Annotated in this window: 24 protein-coding genes and 1 pseudogene; 15 read left to right on the top strand and 10 right to left on the bottom strand. The window is 30.4% G+C overall.

What is annotated here, in order from left to right:
• Positions 1-6: 6 nt before the first annotated feature.
• Entirely contained in the window at positions 7-1,605 is a 1,599-nt protein-coding gene (locus AC2I98_RS02910) for a DUF6850 family outer membrane beta-barrel protein (RefSeq protein ID WP_486413132.1), read from the top strand.
• 7 nt (positions 1,606-1,612) lie between these two features.
• On the top strand, positions 1,613-2,758 hold the full coding sequence (locus tag AC2I98_RS02905) for a cytochrome-c peroxidase (protein ID WP_486414055.1): 1,146 nt from the start codon (positions 1,613-1,615) through the stop codon (positions 2,756-2,758).
• Positions 2,759-2,822: 64 nt separating this feature from the next.
• Here the strand turns inward: AC2I98_RS02905 and AC2I98_RS02900 are convergent.
• The 3 genes and pseudogenes from AC2I98_RS02900 to AC2I98_RS02890 all read right to left on the bottom strand — a co-directional run bounded on the left by AC2I98_RS02900 (position 2,823) and on the right by AC2I98_RS02890 (position 4,701).
• A pseudogene (locus tag AC2I98_RS02900) lies at positions 2,823-3,802 on the bottom strand (aldo/keto reductase).
• Positions 3,803-3,804: 2 nt separating this feature from the next.
• Entirely contained in the window at positions 3,805-4,092 is a 288-nt protein-coding gene (locus AC2I98_RS02895) for a putative quinol monooxygenase (RefSeq protein ID WP_486413131.1), read from the bottom strand.
• A 3-nt stretch (positions 4,093-4,095) separates the two neighbouring features.
• Positions 4,096-4,701 (bottom strand): NAD(P)H-dependent oxidoreductase, encoded by a 606-nt coding sequence (locus AC2I98_RS02890; RefSeq protein ID WP_486413130.1) that lies wholly within the window; start codon positions 4,699-4,701, stop codon positions 4,096-4,098.
• 96 nt (positions 4,702-4,797) lie between these two features.
• Here AC2I98_RS02890 and AC2I98_RS02885 point away from each other — a divergent pair, with 96 nt between their 5' ends.
• The 3 genes from AC2I98_RS02885 to AC2I98_RS02875 all read left to right on the top strand — a co-directional run bounded on the left by AC2I98_RS02885 (position 4,798) and on the right by AC2I98_RS02875 (position 8,577).
• The gene (locus tag AC2I98_RS02885) at positions 4,798-5,178 is read left to right on the top strand and encodes a hypothetical protein (protein WP_486413129.1); all 381 of its coding nucleotides are present in this window, start codon (positions 4,798-4,800) and stop codon (positions 5,176-5,178) included.
• A gap of 17 nt (positions 5,179-5,195) precedes the next feature.
• Positions 5,196-6,092 carry a LysR family transcriptional regulator gene (locus tag AC2I98_RS02880; RefSeq protein ID WP_486413128.1) on the top strand — a complete coding sequence of 299 codons (897 nt, stop codon included), beginning with the start codon at positions 5,196-5,198 and terminating at the stop codon, positions 6,090-6,092.
• A gap of 82 nt (positions 6,093-6,174) precedes the next feature.
• The gene (locus AC2I98_RS02875) at positions 6,175-8,577 is read left to right on the top strand and encodes a heavy metal translocating P-type ATPase (protein ID WP_486413127.1); all 2,403 of its coding nucleotides are present in this window, start codon (positions 6,175-6,177) and stop codon (positions 8,575-8,577) included.
• Positions 8,578-8,630: 53 nt separating this feature from the next.
• Here AC2I98_RS02875 and AC2I98_RS02870 read toward each other — a convergent pair whose 3' ends face one another.
• From AC2I98_RS02870 to fumC, 3 genes are all read right to left on the bottom strand, one after another.
• Entirely contained in the window at positions 8,631-9,083 is a 453-nt protein-coding gene (locus AC2I98_RS02870) for an RES family NAD+ phosphorylase (protein ID WP_486413126.1), read from the bottom strand.
• 1 nt (position 9,084) lies between these two features.
• The gene (locus AC2I98_RS02865) at positions 9,085-9,519 is read right to left on the bottom strand and encodes an antitoxin Xre/MbcA/ParS toxin-binding domain-containing protein (protein ID WP_486413125.1); all 435 of its coding nucleotides are present in this window, start codon (positions 9,517-9,519) and stop codon (positions 9,085-9,087) included.
• 124 nt (positions 9,520-9,643) lie between these two features.
• Positions 9,644-11,041 carry a class II fumarate hydratase gene (gene fumC, locus AC2I98_RS02860; protein ID WP_486413124.1) on the bottom strand — a complete coding sequence of 466 codons (1,398 nt, stop codon included), beginning with the start codon at positions 11,039-11,041 and terminating at the stop codon, positions 9,644-9,646.
• Positions 11,042-11,176: 135 nt separating this feature from the next.
• Between fumC and AC2I98_RS02855 the strand changes: the two genes are divergently transcribed.
• Positions 11,177-11,383, top strand: a complete 207-nt coding sequence (locus tag AC2I98_RS02855; protein WP_038334195.1) for a hypothetical protein — start codon at positions 11,177-11,179, stop codon at positions 11,381-11,383.
• A gap of 49 nt (positions 11,384-11,432) precedes the next feature.
• Here the strand turns inward: AC2I98_RS02855 and AC2I98_RS02850 are convergent, their stop codons facing one another.
• Entirely contained in the window at positions 11,433-11,885 is a 453-nt protein-coding gene (locus AC2I98_RS02850; protein WP_486413123.1) for an SRPBCC family protein, read from the bottom strand.
• Positions 11,886-11,988: 103 nt separating this feature from the next.
• Between AC2I98_RS02850 and pafA the strand changes: the two genes are divergently transcribed.
• The 3 genes from pafA (at position 11,989) to AC2I98_RS02835 (ending at position 17,263) form a co-directional block, all read left to right on the top strand.
• Complete coding sequence (pafA, locus tag AC2I98_RS02845; RefSeq protein WP_486413122.1) at positions 11,989-13,635, top strand: alkaline phosphatase PafA; 1,647 nt, start codon at positions 11,989-11,991, stop codon at positions 13,633-13,635.
• 76 nt (positions 13,636-13,711) lie between these two features.
• Positions 13,712-14,545 (top strand): sulfurtransferase, encoded by an 834-nt coding sequence (locus tag AC2I98_RS02840; RefSeq protein WP_486413121.1) that lies wholly within the window; start codon positions 13,712-13,714, stop codon positions 14,543-14,545.
• A 339-nt stretch (positions 14,546-14,884) separates the two neighbouring features.
• On the top strand, positions 14,885-17,263 hold the full coding sequence (locus AC2I98_RS02835) for an outer membrane beta-barrel protein (protein ID WP_486413120.1): 2,379 nt from the start codon (positions 14,885-14,887) through the stop codon (positions 17,261-17,263).
• A gap of 42 nt (positions 17,264-17,305) precedes the next feature.
• Here the strand turns inward: AC2I98_RS02835 and AC2I98_RS02830 are convergent, their stop codons facing one another.
• Together AC2I98_RS02830 and AC2I98_RS02825 are read right to left on the bottom strand one after the other, a co-directional pair.
• Positions 17,306-19,414, bottom strand: coding sequence for a beta-N-acetylglucosaminidase domain-containing protein (locus tag AC2I98_RS02830; protein WP_486413119.1), 2,109 nt, complete (start codon positions 19,412-19,414; stop codon positions 17,306-17,308).
• Between the two features lie 89 nt (positions 19,415-19,503).
• Complete coding sequence (locus AC2I98_RS02825; RefSeq protein ID WP_486414054.1) at positions 19,504-20,604, bottom strand: putative type IX sorting system protein PorV2; 1,101 nt, start codon at positions 20,602-20,604, stop codon at positions 19,504-19,506.
• A gap of 104 nt (positions 20,605-20,708) precedes the next feature.
• Here AC2I98_RS02825 and AC2I98_RS02820 point away from each other — a divergent pair, with 104 nt between their 5' ends.
• Genes AC2I98_RS02820 through AC2I98_RS02810 form a run of 3 tightly spaced genes read left to right on the top strand, consistent with a single transcriptional unit; the run spans position 20,709 to position 22,816 of the window.
• Complete coding sequence (locus tag AC2I98_RS02820; protein WP_486413118.1) at positions 20,709-21,449, top strand: CDP-alcohol phosphatidyltransferase family protein; 741 nt, start codon at positions 20,709-20,711, stop codon at positions 21,447-21,449.
• Entirely contained in the window at positions 21,446-22,204 is a 759-nt protein-coding gene (locus AC2I98_RS02815) for an exonuclease domain-containing protein (protein ID WP_486413117.1), read from the top strand. Before AC2I98_RS02820 ends, AC2I98_RS02815 begins: the two co-directional genes overlap by 4 nt.
• A 3-nt stretch (positions 22,205-22,207) precedes the next feature.
• Entirely contained in the window at positions 22,208-22,816 is a 609-nt protein-coding gene (locus AC2I98_RS02810) for a fumarylacetoacetate hydrolase family protein (RefSeq protein ID WP_486413116.1), read from the top strand.
• 27 nt (positions 22,817-22,843) lie between these two features.
• Here AC2I98_RS02810 and AC2I98_RS02805 read toward each other — a convergent pair whose 3' ends face one another.
• Positions 22,844-23,500, bottom strand: coding sequence for an HAD family hydrolase (locus tag AC2I98_RS02805; protein WP_486413115.1), 657 nt, complete (start codon positions 23,498-23,500; stop codon positions 22,844-22,846).
• A 218-nt stretch (positions 23,501-23,718) separates the two neighbouring features.
• Here AC2I98_RS02805 and AC2I98_RS02800 point away from each other — a divergent pair, with 218 nt between their 5' ends.
• The 3 genes from AC2I98_RS02800 to AC2I98_RS02790 all read left to right on the top strand — a co-directional run bounded on the left by AC2I98_RS02800 (position 23,719) and on the right by AC2I98_RS02790 (position 25,810).
• Complete coding sequence (locus AC2I98_RS02800) at positions 23,719-24,186, top strand: hypothetical protein (protein WP_486413114.1); 468 nt, start codon at positions 23,719-23,721, stop codon at positions 24,184-24,186.
• Positions 24,187-24,411: 225 nt separating this feature from the next.
• Positions 24,412-25,290, top strand: coding sequence for a 4-hydroxy-tetrahydrodipicolinate synthase (dapA, locus tag AC2I98_RS02795; RefSeq protein ID WP_486413113.1), 879 nt, complete (start codon positions 24,412-24,414; stop codon positions 25,288-25,290).
• 13 nt (positions 25,291-25,303) lie between these two features.
• Complete coding sequence (locus AC2I98_RS02790; RefSeq protein WP_486413112.1) at positions 25,304-25,810, top strand: ferritin; 507 nt, start codon at positions 25,304-25,306, stop codon at positions 25,808-25,810.

The raw sequence follows: 25,810 nt of genomic DNA, 5'->3' as shown, positions 1-25,810 counted from the left end.
TAGAACATGAAATCAATTAATTTAACAACATACGATAATAAATTCATTAAAATTGCTTCTTTTGCTTGTATCCTTTTTGCAAGTCAAGTTTTTGCACAAGAAAATGATTCGATAAAAGTAACTTCTAACGAGGCTGAACAAACAGTCAAAGATTTAAATTGGCAATTACCAGTTGCAACATATTCTTTTCCAATAAAGGATTATACACATACTGGAATTTATTTCAATCATAAAAACAATCAATTTGCTAGAAAACAAACGGCTGAAGAAACAACTCGTTATGGTTTTATGAGTGAAGGTTTGTACACAACAGGAAATGGATATAAAATCTTTGGAACGATAAATCTCGAAAAATATACGGAAAAAAATCTTGGATGGAATCTTTCTGACGAACGTACAGATGATCAACAAGTTCTTTCGCCACAGTATTTTTACGTACCACGTGCAGCAGATTGGGATAATCAGCAATATTTAATTCGAGGTGGAGTATCTAAAAATTTTGGAAATTTAACGTTAGCGGCTAAAGCTGAGTTAAATGTTAACAAAATGGCGCGCAAATTAGATCCTCGTCCAGAAATTAAAAACAATCAATTGATTGGAGAAATGCAAGTTGGTTATCAAATTTTAGATGGACATCAGATTTTTGTGTTAGGTGCTTATGGTCGAAAAGACAAAGATTATAGTATTACTTATAAAGGTAGAAATCTTGATGTAGAAGGGTCTCCAGAAACCTATTTGCGTTATATGGCGGGTTACGGACGTGTAATCAACAATCCATTAAGAAATAAAATTGATAATGAAAAATCACTTTATCAATATTTTACACGAAATATTATTTCAAAAATTGGAGGTGGATATCAATTTAGTTCTAATAATACGAGTTTGATTTTAGGTTATAATTACCAAGAAAATCAACAGCGTATGTATGATAGTAAAACGAAAGAAGATAAGTTTTTTATCTACGTTTGGGATATCAACGAGCATATTGCCTATGCGAATTTCATGAAAAAATTTGATAACAAGACAATGAATGCACAATTAGATTTTTCGAGAAAAGATGGAGAAAATTACGATGTTTCAATTGGCGGAATGAATTATCAAAATCGATTACAAAATGTAAATTTTGATATCAATTTAGCGAATCGTGAAGCTTCGAAAATGAATTATTTTATTGGTTTGAAATCAAGTTACAATCAAAATAAATATTACGATGCATTGGCAGTTTATACAATGAAAATTAAATCGTTGGATGTTGGTGTTTACGGAAACAAAGATTTGATGTTGAATAATAATTCGAAAATAAATGTAGGATTATCGTTTAATTACTACGCTTTATTAGATTCTTATTTTGATTATACAAAAATGACAGGAATTAACGAAGATACATTTTACAATAATGTTGCAGCTTATGATTATGCGTATAACACAACTGATCATTTCGATGCTTCTACATCAATTCGATATATTTTACCTGTAAAAAACAACAAGACAATCGAGCTATATACGCAGTTAAAAAGTATATTTGCAACAAATAAAAGCAATTTTACCGAAATTAATACAGATAATACCTATTTAGTAAATTTCGGAATTCAATTAAATTACTAGAATGATTATGAAAAAAATGCTTCCTTTATTTGCAATTGGGGCTACTACTCTATTTTACGCATTCAAAAGTAATACTGTTATCGATAAAGGATACACAATTACAGATTTACGTGCATTGTATAGTAGCGGAGATCAATCAAAATGGCCAACTCCAACTGTAGACGAAAGTGTTTTGAATGATGGTTTTGAGGATATTGGAAGTTTAGGAGAAGTTCCTTTTCCCAAAGATAATCCTTATACAAAAGAAAAAGCAGAATTAGGAAAAACATTGTTTTTTGATCCTCGTTTATCAAATTCTAATCAAATTTCATGTGCAAATTGCCACGATCCAGAGTTAAATTGGGGAGATGGTCGTCGAGTTCCTTATGGAGAAGATCGTCAATTAGGAGCGCGTAATTCACCAAGTTTGATGAATGTAGCCTATTCAAAAATGATGTTTTGGGACGGACGCGCTAAGACTTTAGAAGAACAAGCAGAATTTCCGATTCGTGATAAAAAAGAAATGAATCATCACATTGATTTTGCTACAAAACGAATTGCTCAAATCGCAGGTTATAAAGAATTATTTAAAGCAGCTTTTGGTGATGACAAAGTTTCAAATGATCGTATTACCAAAGCAATTGCGACGTTTGAGCGTACAATTTTATCTCCGAAAAATAGATTTGATAAATTTATTGCAGGAAAATCGGATGAATTAACGGATCAAGAAATTGAAGGTTTACATCTTTTTCGTACAAAGGCAAGATGTATTAATTGCCACAATTCTGGTTATTTTTCAGATAATAAATTCCACAATATAGGTTTGACTTATTATGGACGTGAATACGAAGATTTAGGTTTATACAATACAACTAAATTGGCTAAAAATGTTGGTGAATTCAAAACACCTTCATTACGAGAAGTTCCACAAAATGCACCTTATATGCACAATGGACTTTTTCCAACAATTCGTGGAGTTTTGAATATGTATAATGCCGGAATGTTTCATTTCCAACCAAATGAAAAACAGAAAAATGATTCATTATTTCCGAAAACAACAGATTTGGTAAAAAAACTAAATCTAACAACTTCTGAACTAGATGCGCTTGAAGCTTTTTTAATGAGTTTAAAACAAAATCAATATAAAATGCGTCCACCGCAATTACCAAAATAATGATTGAATAATATAAAAAAAACGTCACTGTAAGGTGACGTTTTTTTATGCTCTATATTTAAGATTACAGCTTAGCTAATTCTGTATTGATAAAATTCATTTCATCTGCAGAAATTTTAATATCCATTGCTTTTGCGTTTGCAATCGCTTGTTCAGCATTTCTCGATCCGGCTAAAACAACCGAAATAGCAGGTTGTAAACTTGTCCAACGTAAAACCAATTGCGAAAGTGTAGCTCTTTTTTCTGTAGCGATTGGTGTAATTGCATTCAAGAAATTTTTCACTTTATCCAAATCAAATTGTTGGAAATAACCATTTCGATGATCGTTTTCTTTCAATTTTCCTTCAGCAAAATATTTCCCTGTCAACAAACCTCTTTCCATCGGACTGTACACAATAATTCCTAAATCGTTTTGTTCGGCAAATGGCACCAAATCTTGCTCAATAGCAAGATTCTACTATATCCAACTTGATTACTCGCAATATTTAGCGTTTTACGAGCCTTTTCTACTTGATCCACACTATAATTACTTACACCAGCAGCACGAATTTTTCCTTGTTGAATCAATATTTCTAACGCTTCCATTGTTTCCGAAATTGGCGTTGTAGCATCTGGCCAGTGAATTTGCAATAAATCGATATAATCAGTCTGCAAACGCGTCAAACTCTCCTCTACTTCCTTAATTACATTTGCTTTTGAAGCATATTTGTACACCGGAATTGCTTTTCCATTCTCTTCTGCATCAAAGAAAAATTCTCCTTTTCCGTTGTTACTTCCGTCCCAAACCAAACCGAATTTCGTTAACAATTGAATTTTCGATCTATCGTAACCTTTTATGGATTCACCAATCATTTTTTCGCTCAATCCAAAACCATAAAATGGCGCTGTATCCAACGTTGTTACGCCGTTTTCGATAGAAGCTTGCACCGATGCAATACTATCTTTTTGCTCGTTTCCGCCCCACATATTTCCACCGATAGCGAAGGCTCCGTAAGTGATTGCTGATAATTCTAACTCTGTATTTCCTAATTTTCTGTATTCCATTTTTATAGTTTTTTTGTTAAATAAATTTGTGGTGTTTCTTGCAATTTTTCAGAAACGATTTTCCCAAATTCTTGAATATAACTTTGTTGATTATGAAGATCTAAACCTGCTTGATTTTCCCAAATTTCATAGAAAACAAAGGTGTTTTCGTCTGTTAAACCTTGGTGCAAATCATATAATAAACACGCTTTTTCCTTTTTTGTTTCTTGCACCATATTTTGCAAAACCGCCTGAACTTCTGCTCTATATTCTGGTTTCGACTTGATAATTGCTGTAATATAAATCTGCATTTGTTACTTTTTTAAATTAGTGAAAACATCTTCTAAATGCTCTTTATAAGCTTTTTCGTACGCATTTACACGCTCTTCTGTCGCATTTTTTTCTAAATCATGAAAGTGAAATCCATTGATTCTTTCCAAAGCTGCAAACTGATTCATTTTATGAAAACCGAATAAAACACTGTCATCAACCGATTTTTGATCGAAGAACTCACCTTCTAACGTAAAAGCCGTTTCGGGCGCATTCCAAGTCGTGTTAACCATGTATTTTTTGCCATACATCAAACCACCAGTTCCGTAATTTATTTCGGGATTTTTGCGTGAACGACCATCATTTTTATAGATTCCATTTTCATGACCAGCCGTAAAAACTTCGTCGATATAAAATTTCATACGATTTGGAACTTGAAACCACCAAACCGGAAAATGGTAAATAATCAAATCTGCCCATTTAAAATTTTCGACTTCTTCAAAAGCATCAAATTCATCGTTAATATTTGTTGATCGAATTTCGAAACCTTTTTCTTGTAAAAATTCTGTCGTCCAGTTATTTAATGTTTTATTGAAAGCTCCGCCTGAATGTGCGAATTTTTGAGCTCCGTTGATAATAAATATATTCATTTCTATAATTTTAATTATTGATACTGCAAATTTCTATCATTATTATTAATTATAAAAATAATTTAAATTGTATATTTGTATCATAATTATAATAGAATGAGAAAGCAATATCATTTTCGTCAGATAAATCAACAGCTTTGTGCTTGGGATGTCGATCGATTGATTTTGTTAACGCAAGGACTTCAACCAGAAGTAATTGCTTTAAATGACATCAATGAGTTTAACGAAACTTATTGGTACAGCGATGAAGGTGATTCGCCTACCTGTCGATCAATTACCGAACATATAAAATTAGTTAATGAAGCTGATTTATCTTATCCTATAATTATTTGCCCAGAAGGTAAGTTAATGGATGGTATGCATCGTGTGGTAAAAGCACATTTGGAGGGTTTAACTTCTATTGCAGCTTATCGATTATCGGTACTTCCAAATCCTGATTATATCGATATAAATCCAGACGATTTACCTTATGATTAAATTTAAAACAAGAAATTATGCATTGGAATTTAGAATGGTTGCGCACATTTAAAGCGATTTACGAAACGGGAACTTTATCGGCAGCGGCACAAGAATTATTTATTTCGCAGCCTGGTGTTAGTTTGCACTTAAACTCGTTGGAAGCTTATACGGGTTCGAAATTATTTGATCGCTCGGCACGTAAAATGGTTCCGACCGAAAAAGGAAAAATATTTTACAATTATATCATTGATCCACTGAAAAAGCTTGAAAATGGCGAACAACATTTCCATAAACGTGCACAAGATGAGCGCGTAACCATTAGTGTGGGTATGTGTTTTGAGACTTTTCAGTATACATTAGAAGAACATATTGCAGAATTGCCTTTTAATTTGATTATTAAATTTGGCGAATATCCGCAAATGCAACATGATTTAGACAATGGTTTGTTAGATTTAATTATTACGCCTCAAAAAGGAACACAACAAAATATTTCGTACGAACCGTTTTCGAAAGAACGAATTGTGTTGATTGCTGGAAGTAAAACAGATACTTCAGAACTTGAAGGATTACTGAAAAATGGAAAAATAGCAGAAGTATCAAATTTACTGAAACAACAATTGTGGTACAGTACTGCTGCTGACATGAATCATTTACGAGATTTTTGGACGAAAAACTTTGGCGAACATCCCGATTTTAGTCCGAATTATATCGTTCCAAATATCAGTTCGATTATTCGTTGTTTAAGTGATAACATAGGTTTTTCAATTGTTCCTGATTTTCTTTGTTCGGATGCTTTATCTAATAACAAAATCAAAATAGTTTGGGAAGGTCAAAATCCAGTTGAGAATACGCTTTATTTCGGAACACGTAAAAAAACGATGTATCAAGAAGAAATAGATCAATTAGAAGGTTTGTTGAAAGAGAAATGGTAGATTAATCATATAAGATAATTCTAAAATTATATAAGACTTTCTCGCCAATATCTTCGGAAATTTGTATTATAAAATGACAGTTATGAATGCACAAACACTTAATATACCTATACTCAATTTAAATTCTGAAAATCAAGTTTCTGAATTAAATCAATTAATCTCAGAAGTTGAAAATTTAGATAGTTTTCTTATTGATTTAAACAATAAAACGATTTCACTTACGGCAAAAAAAATGCCTAAAGTATCTGGGAAAGTTTACGAAATCTTAAAACAAAACAATTTCAAGATTGATTCTGTCGAAAAAGCATATCCTGTTCTCAATATGACATGTGCTTCGTGTGCGAGTAGTTCTCAAGCTAATCTTAAACGTCAACCTGGAGTTGTAAATGCAGAGGTGAATTATGGAAATGGTATGGGAAAAATAGAATATATTCCTTCTCTGACTTCTCCAGAAAATCTTAAACATGCATTGGTTGAGCTTGGTTACGACTTAGTGATTGATGAATCAAAAAATCAAGATGAAGAAATTGAGCAACTTCACGAAGAAAAATATAATTCATTAAAAAATAAAGTGATTTGGGCACTTATTTTTGGTGTTCCATTATTTATTATAGGAATGTTTTTTATGAATATGCCTTATGGTAACTATATCATGTGGGCACTTTCCACTCCTATTCTATTCATTTTCGGTCAACAATTTTTTATTGGAGCTTGGAAACAATTGAAAAATAAATCGGCAAATATGGATACTTTAGTGGCTTTAAGTACTGGTGTCGCTTATTTATTTAGTGTTTTCAATACATTATTTCCAGAATATTGGCACAGCAAAGGTTTACATGCACATCCATATTTTGAAGCTGCAGGATTAATCATCGTTTTCATTTTGATTGGAAAATTGATGGAAGAGCGCGCGAAAGGAAATACATCAGAAGCAATTAAAAAATTAATTGGTTTACAACCAAATACGGTTTCTGTTTTAAAAGATGGAAATCAAGTTGAAGTGAAAATTGAAGATGTACAAATTGGAGACTTTATTTTAGCTAAACCTGGAGATAAAATTGCAGTTGATGGAATTATTGTTTCAGGTGAATCTTTTATCGATGAAAGTTTCTTAACTGGTGAACCTATCCCTGTCGAAAAAGGAATTGATGCGACTGTTTTTTCAGGAACATTAAACCAAAATTCTCCTATTCAATATAAAGCATTAAAAGTTGGAAATGATACGCTTTTAGCTCAAATTATTCAATCCGTAAAAAATGCCCAAGGTAGTAAAGCTCCTGTACAACAATTGGTGGATAAAATCGCAGGAATTTTTGTTCCGATTGTGATTATTATTGCAGTTCTAACTTTTATTACATGGTTAGTTTTAGGTCAAGAAAATGCCTTTACAATGGCACTTTTATCAATGATAACGGTTCTTGTAATCGCGTGTCCTTGTGCACTTGGTTTAGCAACGCCTACTGCAATTATGGTTGGTATGGGAAAAGGTGCTGAACAAGGAATTTTGATTAAAAATGCCGAAAGTTTAGAATTGTCTAAGAAAATTGATACCATTATTTTAGATAAAACAGGAACTATTACCGAAGGTAAACCTAAAGTACAAGAATTGATTTGGTTTGATGATTCTGCTAAAAATGTACTTTATACAATCGAAAGTAATTCTCAACATCCATTGGCAAAAGCTATTACAGAACACATTGGTAAACAAGATGTTTTACTTGATTTAAAAGTTGAAGATATTTCTGGAAAAGGATTAAAAGCAACTATTTCTAACAATGAATATTACGTAGGGAAAACGAGTTGGATAAACGAATTGAATATTCAGATTGATGAAAATGTAAAACAAAAAATTCAAGATTTTTCAACTAAAAATTATACAACTTCTTTCTTTGGTAATAATGAAAAAGTTTTAGGTTTGATTGGAATTTCAGATGAATTTAAAGCAACATCTATTGAAGCAATAAAAGCATTCCATGATAAAGGAATAGAAGTTTGGATGGTTACTGGTGATAATGAATTCTCTGCCAATGCAATTGCAAAACAAGTTGGGATTGATCAGGTTGTAGCGAATGCTTTACCAAATGATAAAATGAATATCATCAAAGATTTACAACATAAAGGTAAAATTGTTGCGATGGTTGGTGATGGAATTAATGATAGTGCAGCTTTGGCTCAAGCAGATGTTTCGATTGCAATGGGAAATGGATCTGATATTGCAATTGATGTTGCAGAAGTAACATTGATCGGTGGAGATTTAACAAAAATTGATCATGCTATAAATCTTTCAATACAAACAGTAAAAACTATTCATCAAAATTTGTTCTGGGCATTTATTTATAATGTAATCGGTATTCCAATTGCTGCAGGTGTTCTTTATCCAATCAACGGGTTTTTATTAGATCCTATGATAGCTGGAGCGGCAATGGCTTTGAGTAGTGTAAGTGTTGTAACAAACAGTTTGTTATTGAAATATAAAAAGATATAAATCTCCATATATACAAAAAAATCGACTAAATATTTAGTCGATTTTTTTATGCTTTATAATAAACGATCATCCCAATTATAATCTTCTAATTCTTTGATTTTAACTTTCGAAGAAAAATTAGGATGTTTGGTATTAATTAAATAATTGTATTCTTTCGGAATGATTGACGAAGGAACTTTCATGACCAAATATTTAAAATCTTGATACCAAGCAGAGCCAATTTCTTGTAACTTCGGATAAGATTCAACAGATTGCCAATTTTTCGGTAATTTAGAATCCTTTACATTGTAAATTTCATCTTCTGTGCAATCAATTTCAATCACTAATAATTTGTACGAATTATCAATATTAATAGAACTTCGATGAACTACCAATTCTAAGGTTGATAATGCGCGCGTACTACCCGTATATATTATAAACTCATCATTTTTATTCCATCTGTTGGCAACTCCAGAAGCTTGTAATGATTTTGCATATTTAGCCTTACGAATATTGTAAACCAACATCTTAAACGTTTTCTCCGTATTCTATAGCTGTTAAACGATTATCGATAAATTTTAAACCAGATACTGTATCTAAAAAATCCATTGGTGCTTTTTTATCTAGTAAAACATTTGGAGTTGTTAACCAATTCTCAAAATCATCTTTTGTACTAAAAACCTCTAAACCATGCTTGTATAAAGAGATTAATAAAACAACATGTTCTTTGGTATTATCCTTTAATGAAATATCTTTTGTTTTATAATTTCTATACGTACGTGTAGTAATATTTAACCAATTCGAAATAATATCATCTTTCAAACCAGATAATTCGTCTAGATATTTGATGTATTTTTGATCAATATCATATCTATTTACATAAAAATAAACATTAGCGAAATCTCTTACTTCTGGGATTTCATCAATGATTTGCTTGTAACTTTTTAGTTTAACTGTTGCCATAATTCTAAACTTTTACTAAAGGTACAATTTTTCCTTTTATAAAAGGAATTTTTTCTCAATTATTTTTATAACAAAAAAAAGAGGCTACAAAAGTAACCTCTTAACTATAACGATTTGTTATGTCTTATTTTAAAGAACCAACCATATCTTCTGGTTTTACCCATTCGTCAAATTGTTCAGCAGTTACATATCCTAATGCAATAGCAGTTTCTTTTAACGTTGAGTTATTTTTATGCGCTGTTTGTGCAATTTCAGCAGCTTTATAGTAACCAATTTTAGTATTAAGTGCAGTTACTAACATTAGCGAATTATCTACTAACTCTTTGATACGAGCGTAATTTGGTTCAATACCTTGGGCACAATGTTCGTCGAAAGAAACACAAGCATCTCCTAATAAACGTGCTGATTGTAAGAAGTTAGCAGCCATTAATGGTTTGAAAACATTTAATTCATAATGTCCTTGTGTACCACCAATTGTAATTGCAACATCATTACCCATTACTTGAGCAGCAACCATAGTTAATGCTTCACATTGCGTAGGATTTACTTTACCTGGCATGATAGAAGATCCTGGTTCATTTTCTGGAATAATAATTTCACCAATACCTGAACGAGGACCTGAAGCTAACATACGAACATCATTTGCAATTTTGTTTAATGAAACGGCTAATTGTTTCAACGCTCCGTGAGTTTCAACGATAGCATCGTGAGCAGCTAACGCTTCAAATTTATTTTCAGCAGTAACAAATGGATGACCTGTAAATTCAGCAATATATTTAGCTACAACTACATCGTATCCTTCTGGTGTATTAAGACCTGTTCCTACAGCAGTTCCTCCTAAAGCTAATTCAGATAAATGCTCTAACGTATTTCTTAATGCTTTTAAACCATGATTTAATTGTGCTACATATCCAGAAATTTCTTGTCCTAATGTTAATGGAGTTGCATCCATTAAGTGTGTACGACCAATTTTCACAACGCTTTTAAATTCTTCAGCTTTTTTAGCTAACGTATCGCGTAATTGTTCAACACCTGGAATTGTAACTTCAACTACAGCTTTATAAGCTGCAATGTGCATTCCTGTTGGATAAGTATCGTTAGAAGATTGAGATTTGTTAACGTCATCATTCGCTTTCAAAACTGGTTCTCCTTCTCCAATTTTTCCACCTGCCAATACTTGCGCACGGTTAGCAACAACTTCGTTCACATTCATATTAGATTGTGTTCCAGAACCTGTTTGCCAAATTACTAATGGAAACTGATCGTCTAATTTTCCAGCTAAAATTTCATCACAAACAACTGCAATAGCATCTCTTTTTTCTACTGGTAATACACCTAATTCTGCATTTGCATAAGCAGCAGCTTTCTTAAGATAAGCAAAACCTTCAATGATTTCTTTTGGCATTGAAGCAGCTGGACCAATTTTAAAGTTATTTCTTGAACGTTCTGTTTGAGCACCCCAATATTTGTCTGCAGGAACTTTTACTTCCCCCATGGTGTCTTTCTCAATTCTGTATTCCATTTTGTATTTTTATTATTTATATAATTGTTTACTTATCTCACAAATTTAAGAAATCGTTTGATGAAAGAAAAGTGATTAATGTTAGTATTTCTGTTAATTTTATTTACTAAGTTTGTATCACATAAAAATAAAATCATGATTCAATTTTTAGGTTTCTTATTATTCTTAACAATCGCTTTATGCGGATTCTGGGGTATCATCTTCTTTGCAACGATGGCTATCTCTTGGATTCCATTTTGGGTTGCGAATTTAAGAAAAGAAAAAGCAGGAATAGTTACAGCAGAAGATCCTCGTCCGATTTTACCAAATCAAGAAGGAATCACAGTATTATTCAAAAAATAATAAGCTGTTAAAAAAATTAAAAGAGACTTGACGAAGTCTCTTTTTTTGTTTATTCAACTTTCGAATCTTCGTCAGTATTTCCTTCTAAATAATTTTTTAAACTAATTCGGATAATTTCTGACCAACCAGCTTCAAAACTTTCTCTTGAAAAATTCATATCTTCAGGAGGAAAAGTTTCTATTCCTTCATGAATTAAGGTCAACTTTGTTTGTGGGACAATCTCATCTGTCAATTCCTCTAAAGTAAATGATACAACAGAATTTCCTTCATAAACAGGATATTTCCAAGTATATGCTAACTTATTGATAGGATTTATTTCTACTATTTTACAATGATGTAAATAAGACCCGCCATAAAATTCGAACTCGAAACCAACTTCTAGATTAAATTTTTCAATATCAAAATACCATTTGTCAAAAGCAGATTTTGTTGTTAATGCATTCCATACTTTATCAATGGAAACATCAAAAATCTCAACTATTTCTACAGGCTTTGCACTCATATTTTTATTTTTTATGATTTTGTTTAATTTACTAATTATTTAATTATAATTTAAATTTTGCCCAAAATTTAATTGTTACATTTGTTGTTGTAAAATTTTTAAAATGAAATTTAATAAAACTTTTTTAAGTGTTTTAGGGCTTTTTGCAGGATTGTCTATATATGCGCAACAAGATGTAAGCCGTCCTAAATTAGTTGTAGGTGTTGTTGTTGATCAAATGCGTTGGGATTATTTATATCGTTACCAAGATCGTTATTCTGAAGGTGGTTTCAAACGTATGTTAAATGAAGGATTTAGCAACGAAAATACTTATATTCCTTACATTCCTACTTATACAGCTATTGGTCATAGTACGATATACACAGGTTCTGTTCCTGCTATTCATGGTATTGCTGGAAATGATTTTATCATTCAATCAACTGGACAAGAAATGTATTGTACGCAAGATGATGCTGTAAATGGAGTTGGAACTTCGTCTAAAGCTGGTAAAATGTCTCCAAAAAACTTGTTGACTTCTACGGTTACAGATCAATTAAAATTAGCAACTAATTTTCGCTCAAAAGTATATGGAGTTTCTTTAAAAGATCGTGGAGGAATTTTACCTGCTGGACATTTTGCTGATGCTGCTTTTTGGTTTGATGGAGAATCTGGTAATTGGGTTTCGAGTACATTCTATATGAACGAGTTACCAAAATGGTTACAAAAATTCAACGATAGAAAAGTTGCGGACAAATACTTAGATAAATGGACTACGCTTTATCCAATTGATACGTATGTACAGAGTGAAAAAGATGGTAATCCATACCGTGAAAATTACAAAGGATTAGATAAAATGCAATTTCCTTATGATTTGAAAGCTTTAAAAAAATCAAATGGTTTAGGATTAATTCGCTCTACGCCTTTCGGAAATTCGTTGACAAAAGATATCGCTATCGAAATTATTGATAACGAAAAATTAGGTCAAAATGCGAATGGTGTTACAGATTTCTTGGCAGTTAGTTTTTCTTCTACAGATTATGTTGGACATCAATTTTCTCCAAATACAATCGAAGCTGAAGATACATATTTACGCTTAGATAAAGATTTAGAACAATTATTCAATCACTTAGATCAAAAAGTAGGAAAAGGGCAATATTTAGTTTTCTTGACAGCGGATCATGGTGGAGCTCATAATCCAAAATATTTCCAAGATAAAAAAGGTAATGCTGGATATTTTCCTACAGGAGAAGTTAAAAAAGCTTTGAATGCTAAATTGCAAGAAAAATTTAAATCAAACGAAATTGTTCGTTCATTATCAAATTATCAAGTTCATTTAAACTATCAAATCATCGAACAAAATAAATTAGATGAAGAAGATATTAAAGATGAAATTGTAAAATTTATGCAAAAAGTAGACGGAGTTTCTTTCGTTGCTGATATGGATAAAATTGGTGAAGCTTCAATTCCTGCAATCATTAAAGAACGTATGATTAATGGTTTTAATCGTAAACGTAGTGGTGCAATTACTTATATTTTAGAACCACAATGGTATGGTGGAAAACAAAATGCTGGTGGTACAACTCACGGAACATGGGGTTCTTACGATGCACATATTCCATTCGTATTAATGGGATGGGGAATAAAACATGGTAAAAATAATAACCGAGTTTATATGACTGACATCGCTCCTACTTTAGCAGCTTTATTACATATTGAAGAGCCAAATGGAAATATTGGTGAACCAGTTTCTGAAGTAACAAATCAAAAATAATCTTACAAAAAGATATTTCTCAAAACGCAATCAAATATGGTTGCGTTTTTTTATTTTTATACAATAATATGATGTCATGAAATTTGAAACTCCACTTATAACAGCTCAAGAATTAAACGAAAATATTAATCTAAATAATCTAATTATTTTAGATTGTACAATTGATAAAGTTGATCAATCATTAAAAGACGACGAATTGCAATTAATTCCAACTTCTCGTTTTTTTGATTTAGAAGGTAAATTTTCAGATCATTCTATTGATCTACCCCACACTTTAGTTGATGAAACGACTTTTACAAATCAAGCAAGAGAATTAGGAATCAATCAAGATTCTATTATAGTTTGTTATGATCGTTGGGGTGTTTATTCAAGTCCGCGCGTTTGGTGGATGTTTAAAACAATGGGACACAATGAAGTATATGTATTAAATGGTGGTTTACCTGATTGGAAGAAAAATAATTTTGAACTTGTTTCTGAATATTTACAACCTACTAAAAAAGGTGACTTTATTGCTCATTTTCAAGAAGATTGGTTTGCAGATACAAAAGTTATGTTAAATGCAATAAACGATGATTCAAAAATCATTATAGATGCTCGATCAGAAGGGCGTTTCAATGGTGTTTCTCCAGAACCAAGACAAGGTTTAAGAAGTGGTCATATTCCTAATTCTAAAAATTTATTCTTTGAAAATGTCTTAGATAATGAAAAGTTTAAATCAAAAAAAGAATTACAATTTATTTTTGAAAAATTAACCGATTCTTCTAAAGAAAATATTTTTTCGTGCGGTTCTGGAATCACAGCTTCTATTTTAGCTTTAGCTTCTACAATTGCTGGTTACGAAAATGTAAAAGTTTACGATGGATCTTGGTCTGAATGGGGTGCTGACGAAAATTTACCAATAGAAAAATAATTTTTAATTAACACTTATAATTATTTAGTCAAATCATCATCATTTCACTTTTAGACATAAAAATGAAATGATGATGATTTTTTTATAATATTTTTTAAAACAAAATTTACAAATATTCTATTGATAATCAATATAAAATGGAAACATATAATTGTTTTTTTTAGTACTTTGTTTTGCATAGTAGTATTTTTAATATAGATTTGTAGAAGTTATACTACTAAGAATTTTTAGAATATTAATAAAAATGTGTAACTATTCACTGAAAGTAACGTCTATAATAAAATTAACACTATGAAACATCTAATTTATATATCTGCGATATGTCTGAGTTGCTCCGTTATGGCACAAACAAAATTCTCGGGTAAAGTATTAAATGAAAAAGATAATAATCCTATTTCGTTAGCAGAAATTGTTTTGCTTAATGATAAAACAGAAATTTCTAATGTAACAGATGAGCAAGGAAATTTTCTATTTGAAAATGTAGAAAATGGAAACTTTGATTTCGCTATTTTAGTGAATTTTGATACAATTTATAAAGAAAAAATTGAAATCAATAATGACGTAAAAAAGTCATTCAAAGTTAATATGCCAAATATTGACTTGAAAGAAGTAGTTATTGCTAAAAAAGTTTTTCAGAAAAAAGCAGATCGTTTTGTATTTGATGTTTCAAATTCTCCTGTAGCAAAAGGGAATGATGCTTTTAATCTTCTTAAGCAAACTCCTTTGGTTTCTTCGACAGATGGCAAAAATCTTAAAATCCTAAATAAATCAGACGTTATGATTTACATCAATGGCCGAAAATCTAACATGGATAACGAAGCTGTTATAGAAATGTTGAAGAACACACCTTCTGAGAATATTCAGAAAATAGAAGTTATAACAACTCCTGGAAGTGAATTTTCTGTAGAGGCAAATACAGGAATTATTAATATTGTAATGAAAACGACAACCACAAATGGTTTTAATGGAAATGTCAGAATTGTAGATCAACAATCTTTTTTTAATAGTCAAAGATTGAATACCGGCTTAAATTATAGAAAAGATAAATTAGCAATTAATTCGGGAATTTATACAGGTAAAAATAAATCGCGTGAAAAGAATATTTTATCGAATGGAAATGAACATTTTATCAATGAATCGAGAGGAATTGTAGATGATCCAAATACAAATATTGGTGGAAACATTGGTTTTGATTATGAATTGGCTAAAAATCAAAATATTGGTTTAACATATAATTTTAGATATAATAAAAGCTTTGGTTCTAAATTTAAACTAGATAATTATTACAATCACGAATTTAAAAACCAAACCATTAACCTTGAAAATGCCCAAACAAGAAATCATTCATTTAACCTAAATCATGAAGTAAGAATAGATAGTTTGGGAAGTAAATTGGTGACAAACGCTTCTTTTCTTAATTATAAACGAGAAATGAGAAGTACAAATACGACAATTCCTTCAGACAATGAAAACATCGAAATTTTCAGACAAAATGTACCTCAAATTATTAACAATTTTAGCGCTAATGCAGATTATACATTAAAAACAAAGAATGAAAACACATGGTTATTTGGAGGTAATTATACGTTTACAAAAACAGATAATGATACAAAACAACAGAATCTTATCAACGACAATTTTATAACAGATGAAACATTGAGTAATCATTTTTTATACAAAGAAAATATTGCTGGATTATATTTAACATTTGAAAAACAAGTTTCTGAAAAGTTTTCTGGGAAAATTGGTACGCGATTAGAAATCACTAAAACAGTTGGAGATATACTTGATAAGAATAATTCCTTCAAAAATAATTACAACAATATTTTACCTTATTTATCTTTAAACTATTCGATTAATCAGAATCACAATTTAAGTTATTCTTTTTCAAGTCGAGTTCGTAGACCAGCTTTTTGGGAATTAAATCCTTCTCGTATTTATATTACACAAACAAACTATATTCAAAATAACCCGTTTATGATGAGTTCAAAATATTATAAACAAGAGTTGAATTATTTATACAAAAGCACATATTTTGTCAATGCAGAATTCGAGTATATTGACGATGCAACAAGCCAATTACCTTTACAAGGGACAATCAAAAATCTTGAAACTGGCGAAATCACAGACTTTTTGCGCTACATTAGAATGAATTATGGAAACAAAAAGTCGTTAAATTTATCAGTTGGAATGAATAAAAGTTTTTTTGATGGAATTTGGTCAACAAATTATATGTTTGTTTATATGTATCAAACGTATCGAGGAACGATAAACAGTGATCCTACATATATTCCAAAACCAGGTTTTGAAGAAAAACTTTCAACTTATGTTGTGGATCGTCAATCCTCAAATATTTATTTTAAATTAGATAATACAATAAGACTTTCCTCTAAAAAAGATTGGTTTTTAGGAGTTAATTATTGGTATTTATCACCATTTGAAATTGAACTTGGAAAACTTGGTAAACAACATAGTTTTGATGTAAATATTAAGAAAATTTGGAATAACTGGACTTTGATGTTTGAAGCGTATGATTTATTCAATACCAATATCACAACAATTAACGGAAAACAAGAAAATGGAAATTTCAATAATGTTTGGCAAAAACAATATAATAGAGAGTTTTCTATTAGTTTATCTTATAAATTCGGAAACCAAAAATTGAAAAAAACAAGACAAATTGACGATGCAAACAGTACAATAAAATCAAGATTATAAATACATTATATAAAAAAGACTGCAAATTGCAGTCTTTTTTGTTTATTCAAAAATCAAATCAAATTGATTATATTTTAAATAAATGGTTTTATTTGAAGTATTCAAAACACGAATATATTTTGTTTCTTTTGTTTTTGGTTTTGACCAATTTTTTCCATCTTGACTATATTGAATTTCTAATTCTTCAATTTTATCTTCTGCTCTAAATTTAAACTCTTTCAAAGTATTAGTCGATGTAATTTCTATTCCTATGTAATCATTCGGTTTCATCGGAATATACTCTAACGTTTTTGTTAATCGTAAGACCTGCAAAGGTCTATTTCCTGTTTCTACATCATTTACGATTGGCAAAGTTTGTAGCTGTTCAATAGTTGTAAAAACTTTACCTTTTGGTTGATTCAACGATTCTTGAATTTTATAACCTGCAGACTTTAATTTTTGTTGTATTAAAATTGTTGATTTTTCTATCCAAGGTAATACATATCTACTTGCAGTTACAATTCCTGGTTGGCTGTGTCCACGATTTTCTTTCGAGTCAATTTCGATCATTTTATTTTTCAACATCTGAAACGCTAAAAATTCTTGATACATTTTATCAAGAGATTCTGCTTGATAAACGTCTAAAAGTTTTAATGCAGCCTCACCTTCAACTCCAAAAAATTGAACCCAAGGTTTTATTTCCTTCAATAAACTTTGATTCTTTGCATTTTTTAATATTTGATTTGAAACTGGAGAAAATTTTAAAAACTCAGTTTTTAATTGTGTATAATCTTGTAGCGAAAAAGGAGTTATATTTTCTTTGTCTAATTCGATTAATTTATTCTCTAAAATTGATTTGATATTTGCAGATTCTTCCCTTCTGTATTGATGATAACTAGGACCAGGATCTGCATTATGAGACGAAAAGATTTTGTATTCATCTTTTATTTCTGGAAACAAACGATTAATTGCAACATTCCAAGACTCTTTATCATCATAAGCTTTTAAATTCCAACTGTAATTTGCTACAGAAAAAATTGCAACTTTCGACACCTCTGGTTTATCCATTGGGTTAGAAACAAAACCAGACATTTCATCTTTATTATTTTTATCTAAACCATAAGCTGAACCTAATAATAAATGATTTCGAACATAATCGTTAACAGGAAAATTCCACCAAACAAAAGATGGACGTTTAATACGTTTATTTACCCATTTTTGACCTTCATTTGTAATATCGTGAATTACAGTATTTCCTGTCCACATAATATGAATTTTTGGATCTAATTTATCTCCTAAAATATCCAAATACGTCCCTTCTTTTGGATTAGACCATCCCTTATTGTATTCTGTTGGACACATGATTAAAGCACCAATATCATCTTTTTTATCGACAAATTCTTTTTGCAAATAATTTAATAATTCAGCTTGTCTATTTGCATCAGTTCCAATCCCAGAAATATCATCAAAAAAAACTGCAAAATGACGAATGCCTAATTGATACATTTTCTCGAATTTATGTAAAACAGCATCTCGATCTTGATTATTCCATTTTATATCTTGACCAGGATGAATCGCCCAATAAAAATCAACATGATTTTTTGTTGCAAAATCAACCAATTCCTTTAATTTATTTGCTTCATCTGTCGGATAATTTTCTCGCCAGTTTGGTGATGAATGATAAGGATCGTCTTTAGGTCCGTAGATATATGTATTTAGTTTATTGTCTCCATAAAATTTCAACTGAGAAATTCGATCTTCATGAGACCAAGGTTGACCATAAAAACCTTCTACAACTCCTCTGTATTTTATATCTGGTTGATCAGAAATCGTAACTAAAGGAATTTGTTTCTCAACTTTTGCTTGCTCTAATAATTGATAAAGCGTTTTTTCTGCGTAGAATTTTCCGCGTTCTGAAGAGTATTCTATTTGAATTGTTTTTGGAGAAATAATCAATTTATATCCTTCTTGAAGAATCAAATGATTTTTTTTATATTTAATTTTCAATCCTTTGTTTGACTGAAAATCGGAAAACTGAATTTGTTTTGATTTTACACCTTCAAATCTTATTTTTTGATTTTGGTTTATTAATTGTTTTGGAATTGGATATATTTCTTGACCAAATAAGTAAAACGGAAAAATGGCTGTAAGTAAAGCGTATCTTAACTTCATTTAGTGTAAATTATAAAATATTAAATGTTCAAATAAATTTAAACCTTTTATTTTACAATATGCCTAATATTTCAATTTTGATATTTTTTTTATCTCCATTTATCCATTTCGAAACGAACAGAGAAGATATTAGAATACAATCCTATTCCACTATCACCAAAATTTGTCAAAGCATAATCAATCGAAATTCCTTTGTACTTAAATCCTACTCCAACATTTGGTTGAATTTGAGTTTTTTGTTTGCCGTCAAATTGTTCAATTTTTTGCAAATTATTCAATCCACCTCGAACAAAAACCATATCATCAAAAGCTAATTCTACACCAGCCTGTGGCGAAATTGAAAAGCCTTTTCCAGAAATTGCAGCATTTGTTTGTTGAAATTCAAAATTCATGTCAACTTCTCCTAACAGCGACCAACGATCATTAAAATCAAATCGTTTTCCAACTCCAAATTGTAATTTTGGCATTGTTAACTCGATATTTTCACCTGGTAAATCATTCAAAATTGTAGGCTCGCCTTCATTACTTGGTTCATCAATAGAAATTTCTTTTACTTTTTCTTTGTTAATACTCCACGCATTAAAAGTAGTTGTAATGTCACGCGCCATCAAACCAAAATACATTTTATTATCGGTACGATATTGTAAACCAAGATCTAATCCGAAACCAAATCCTTGCGCAAATTTCCCGATATGGCGGTAAACTATTTTGGCATTTGCACCAAACTGAATGTCTTTATTATTGAAGACATTTCCTGCATAAGACATCGTCAAAGCGTAATCTGCTGTAGAAAATTTAGAGATTTTATCGTAATTTATATTTCCTTGATTATCAATTAATTCTGTCGTGTTCAAAATATCATCAACACCAAAACGCATCAACGAAAAAGCTATTGTAGAATTACTTTCTCTCAACGGAATAGCAACTGCTGCATAATCAAATTTTGCAATTGACTGAAAATATTCTGCGTGCATTGCAGAAGCTTCCCAATCGTACGTGATTTCCGTTAATCCAGCCGGATTCCAATAACTTGCATTTGCATTTCCAATATTTGCTACAACTGCATTTCCCATTGCGAATGAGCGTGCGTCTACACCTATATTCAAAAACTCGTTTGAATATTTACGTGCAGTTTGAGAAAAAGCAAATTGACTTGCAAGAATAGATAATAAAAGGAATGTTTTTTTCAAAATTGATGAATTACGAATATAAAAACTCAAAATTAGTGGTTTTATTGTGTTCAAAAAGGATTCAGATTAATATTTGTTTGTATTTTTGTCTTGAAAAATTCATTATGAAATTATTTACAATTCCAAATTTTCTAACACTACTTAACCTTTCGTGTGGTGTATTATCAGCTATTTTTATGATTTCGAGTAATGCTCAAATCACAACTACCACGGTTACAATTGTCATGGTTTTGATGCTGATTTCTTTAGTTGCCGATTTCTTAGATGGAATGGTTGCTCGCTTAATGAATATTGGTAGTCCTATCGGAAAAGAATTAGATTCTTTGGCAGATTGTATTTCGTTTGGAGTTGTTCCGGGATTGATGTTATTTTCAATTTTCAATCATCTTTCAACTGATTTTATTTATGAAAATGAGAACTTAAAAATTTCTGCTATTTCATTATTTGCGTTTTTAGTTCCGGCGTTTTCTGCTTTGCGTTTAGCGAAATTTAATTTAGATGAAGATCAAGCAAGCTATTTCAAAGGATTAGCAACTCCATCTAATACTTTATTTATTTTTTCATTATTTTCAATCTATTACAACAAAGGACAAATCATCAATCCAGAAATTGATACCTATTTATTAATCGCTGTTTCTATTGTCTTTAGTATTCTATTAATTATTGATTTACCATTATTTGCCTTAAAATTTAAAGGATTGGGTTGGGCAGAAAATTATTATAAATACATTTTCTTAATCATTACAATTGGTTTAGTGGCTTGGTTGCAAGTTGCAGCAATTCCACTTATCATCTTATTGTATATCATCTTCTCAATCATTTTCAGAAAAGAAATTATAAAATGAAATTAACTAAAAATATCTGTTTCTTTGATTTAGAAACAACAGGAACAAATGTTTCGAAAGACCGAATCGTTGAAATCTCTATTGTAAAAGCTTTTACGGACGGAACAAAAGAAGTTAAAACATGGAAAGTTAATCCAGGAATTCCAATTCCGCCAGAAACAACATTGATACATGGAATTTCTGACGAAGATGTTGCTGATGCACCTTCTTTTAAAGAAATTGCTCCTGCAATTATGGAAATAATCAAAGATTCTGATTTAGCTGGTTATAATTCTAATCGTTTTGATATTCCACTTTTAGCTGAAGAATTATTACGTAATGGATTTGATTTCGATTTAGCTAAACATCGTCCAATTGATGTGCAAGTGATTTATCATAAAATGGAACCTCGTAATTTAAGTGCAGCTTATAAATATTATTGTGATAAAGATCTAATTGATGCGCATTCTGCAGAAGCTGATACAATTGCAACTTACGAAGTTTTGATGGCGCAAATAGAGAAATATGACGAACTTGAAAATGACAACAAATTTTTGAGTGAATTTTCTTCTCAACGTAAAACGGCTGATTTAGCTGGTTTTATTTTATACAACGATAAAGATCAAGAAATTATTTCTTTTGGTAAATACAAAGGGCAAATTGTAACAGATGTTTTTGCAAAAGATCCAGGTTATTATTCATGGATTCAGAATGCTGATTTCCCTTTATACACGAAGAAAGTTTTTACACGAATCAAATTACAAAACGGTTTTTAAGCAATGAAAATTATTTGTGTAGGACGTAATTACGTTGAACATGCAAAGGAATTAAATAATCCAATTCCAGAATCTCCTATGTTTTTTATGAAACCTGATTCTGCAATTTTGAGAAAAGGTTTTCCATTTGTGATTCCAACTTTTACAAAAGAAGTTCATTTCGAAACAGAAATTGTGATTAAAATAGACCGTGTTGGAAAAATGATTCAACCGCAATTTGCAGATCGTTATTTTTCTGAGATTGGTTTAGGTATTGATTTTACAGCGCGCGATGTGCAACAAGAATTGAAAGAGAAGCGTTTTCCTTGGGAAATTGCGAAAGCTTTTGATGGTTCAGCCTTTGCTTCGGATTTCTTTCCTAAAGAAAATTTTGATTTAGAAAATTTAAATTTCAAATTAGATCGAAATGGTGGAAATGTACAAACAGGAAATTCAAAAGATATGATTTTCCATATCAACACATTAATCGCTGAATGTTCTAAATATTTTACATTAAAAAAAGGAGATTTAATTTTTACTGGAACTCCAGCTGGTGTTTCAAAAATTAATTCAAAAGATCTATTAGAAGGTTTTTTGAATGATGAAAAAGTCTTCGAAATAAAAGTTTTATAATATAATAAGCGTTACAAATTGTAACGCTTATTTTAATTTAATAATATCAGTTGCATTAATTGTATTGAAATCATCACAAATAGAATTTGCTTTTTCTAAATTTTGCTTCTTAGAATTTACACTTTTGTATCCTAAACAATAAAGATTTGCGCGAAAAGCTGCCTCTACTCCATTTGTACTGTCTTCGATAACAAGACATTCAGTATGTTCAGATTTAGCTAAATCAGCTGTATGAAGAAAAATCGCAGGATCAGGTTTTGATTTTGGAAAATTTTCTCCCGAAATTTTATGTGTAAAATATTGATTTAAATGAAATCGATTAAATACACGATCAATTGTACTTTTTGAAGCCGAAGATGCCAAAATCAATTCAATTCCATTCGCATATAAATCTTTTATTAAATTCTCCACACCATCTATTAAATACAAATCAGGTTTTGTATCAAAAGCTTCATTAAAAATAGCACGCTTTCTTAAAACTAAATTATTTACATCTTCTTTTAAATCAAATTTTTCTTTTAGAATTTGATATACATTTTTCGTAGATTGTCCTGTAAATGTTGCAAATAATTCTTCATTAACTTTAATATTTAGCTCTTTATAATGTTCGAAATACGCAAATTTATGTACTGGTTCTGTATCTACAATTACACCATCCATGTCAAAAATTACCGTCTTAATCATTCTAGTTTTGTTTGTACAAAATTAACTTTTTTGAACACATGAATTGAAAAGAATAAACTTTAGAATCATTTTAAATTAATTATTTATACCTCTGGTTATTAACTTAATAGTAGAATTTAATTAATTATTCAAATGTTAAAAATTAACATTAGCGTAACATTTGCATGCTTTTTGTAAAATTCTTGGCATAACAAAATTAGAACTGAAAAATTTATAAAATGAAAAAAGTATTATTAGTTGCTGTAATGGCATTAGGAATTTCTCAAGTAAATGCTCAAAACTATAAAAATGCTTTAGGTGTTGTTGTAGATTTAGGAGATGGAGAAACGCTTGTTGGTCCACAATTTAAACACTCGTTTGATGGTAAAAATGCTGGTAACATACAAGTAATGTTTGGAGATCATGCTACTGTTTTAGGTGCTGATTATACATATAATAAACCATTTTCTGGTACTAACGGATTAGGATGGTATGTAGGAGTTGGACCTCAATTAACTTTTGTTGATGGAGGGAAATATGAAGATAAGACTTATGTTGCGATTCGTCCGCAAGCAGGTTTAGAATATAAAATTCCGTCTGCTCCTTTAGCTTTCCATTTCGATTGGAAACCTTGGTGGAATTTAACTAACGAATCAAACTTCGAAGCTGGTCGTTTTTCTTTAGGATTTAAATATACATTTAACTAATCTAAAGTTAGAAAATAATATGAGCCACTCGTTTTGAGTGGCTTTTTTTATAAGTAAAATCATAAAATATTGGCTTAATTTAATTTTATTCCTTTAAATTAATCGTTATTTTTGAAAGATTTTGAATTTTATCTAAGACCAATTATAGATTAATACTATCGTTTGCTTATTCAAGATATAATTCCGAATTTTACTTAGTAATAGATTTAATAACATTTATAAAAGATGAAACAATTAATTGGGACAGGAGTTGCTTTGGTTACGCCTTTTCAACAAGATGGTACGGTAGATTATGCTGCTTTAGAAAAATTAGTTAACTACAGTATCGATGGTGGTGTTGAGTATTTAGTTATTTTAGGAACTACAGCGGAAGCTGCAACACTTACAAAAGATGAAAAGAAACAAGTAATTGAAACAATAAAAAAGGCAAATGCTAATCGTGTTCCGATGGTATTGGGAATTGGAGGAAACAACACGGCTGAAGTAATTAAAGAATACCAAGAAACAGATTTAAGTGATTATATTGCTATATTAACAGTATCTCCATATTACAATAAGCCAAATCAAGAAGGTATTTATCAGCATTATAAAGCAATAGCAGAAAGTACAGATGCTAAAATTATTTTGTATAACGTCCCTGGTAGAACTGGATCTAATATTGCTGTAGATACAACTATTCGTTTAGCTAATGAATTCGAAAATATTGTTGCAATCAAAGAAGCTTCTCCAGACTTTTTACAATCAACTGATATTATTCGTAAAAATACGCGCGAAGACTTTCATATCATTTCTGGTGATGACGAATTTGCTTTACCAATGACGTTAGCTGGAGGATCTGGAGTTATTTCTGTAATTGGACAAGGTGTTCCAGTATTATTTACAGATATGATTCGAAAAGCTTTAAACAAAGAAGTAGACGCTTCTTATGATGCTCATTACAAAGTTGTCGAAATTACACGTGCAATTTTCGAAGAAGGAAATCCATGTGGAATAAAAGCTGTATTAGACAACAAAGGTGTTTGTAAACCTTTTACAAGATTACCTTTAGTTCCTGCATCTGCAAACTTGACAACAAAAATTAACCAATTATTATCTAACATCTAATAAAAATAAAGCTATGATAAAAGATACAATATTAGACGCGCTTAACAAACAAATAAAACTAGAAGGAGATTCTTCTCAATTATATTTAGCAATGGCTTCATGGGCAGAAGTGAAAGGTTTAGAAGGTACAGCAAACTTTTTATACTCACATGCTGACGAAGAACGCATGCATATGTTAAAATTAATTAAATTTATTAACGAAAGAGGCGGAAAAGCATTTGTTCCACAAATTGAGGAGCCAAAACAAGATTTTTCGACTTTAAAAGATATTTTTACAGCTATTTTAAAGCATGAATGTTTTGTTTCTGAGTCTATTAACGAAATTGTTGGACTTACATTAGAACAAAGAGATTATGCAACACACAATTTCTTACAATGGTATGTTTCTGAGCAAATTGAAGAAGAAAAATTAGCAAGAAATATATTAGATAAGTTAGAAATGATCGGTTCTGATAAAGGTGGTTTATATCTGTTTGATCGTGATATAGTTACATTAAATGTAGACGCAACAGCGGAATAA

Source organism: Empedobacter sp. EJD.6dd (assembly GCF_057369435.1).
This window is presented reverse-complemented; position numbering and strand designations above follow the sequence as displayed.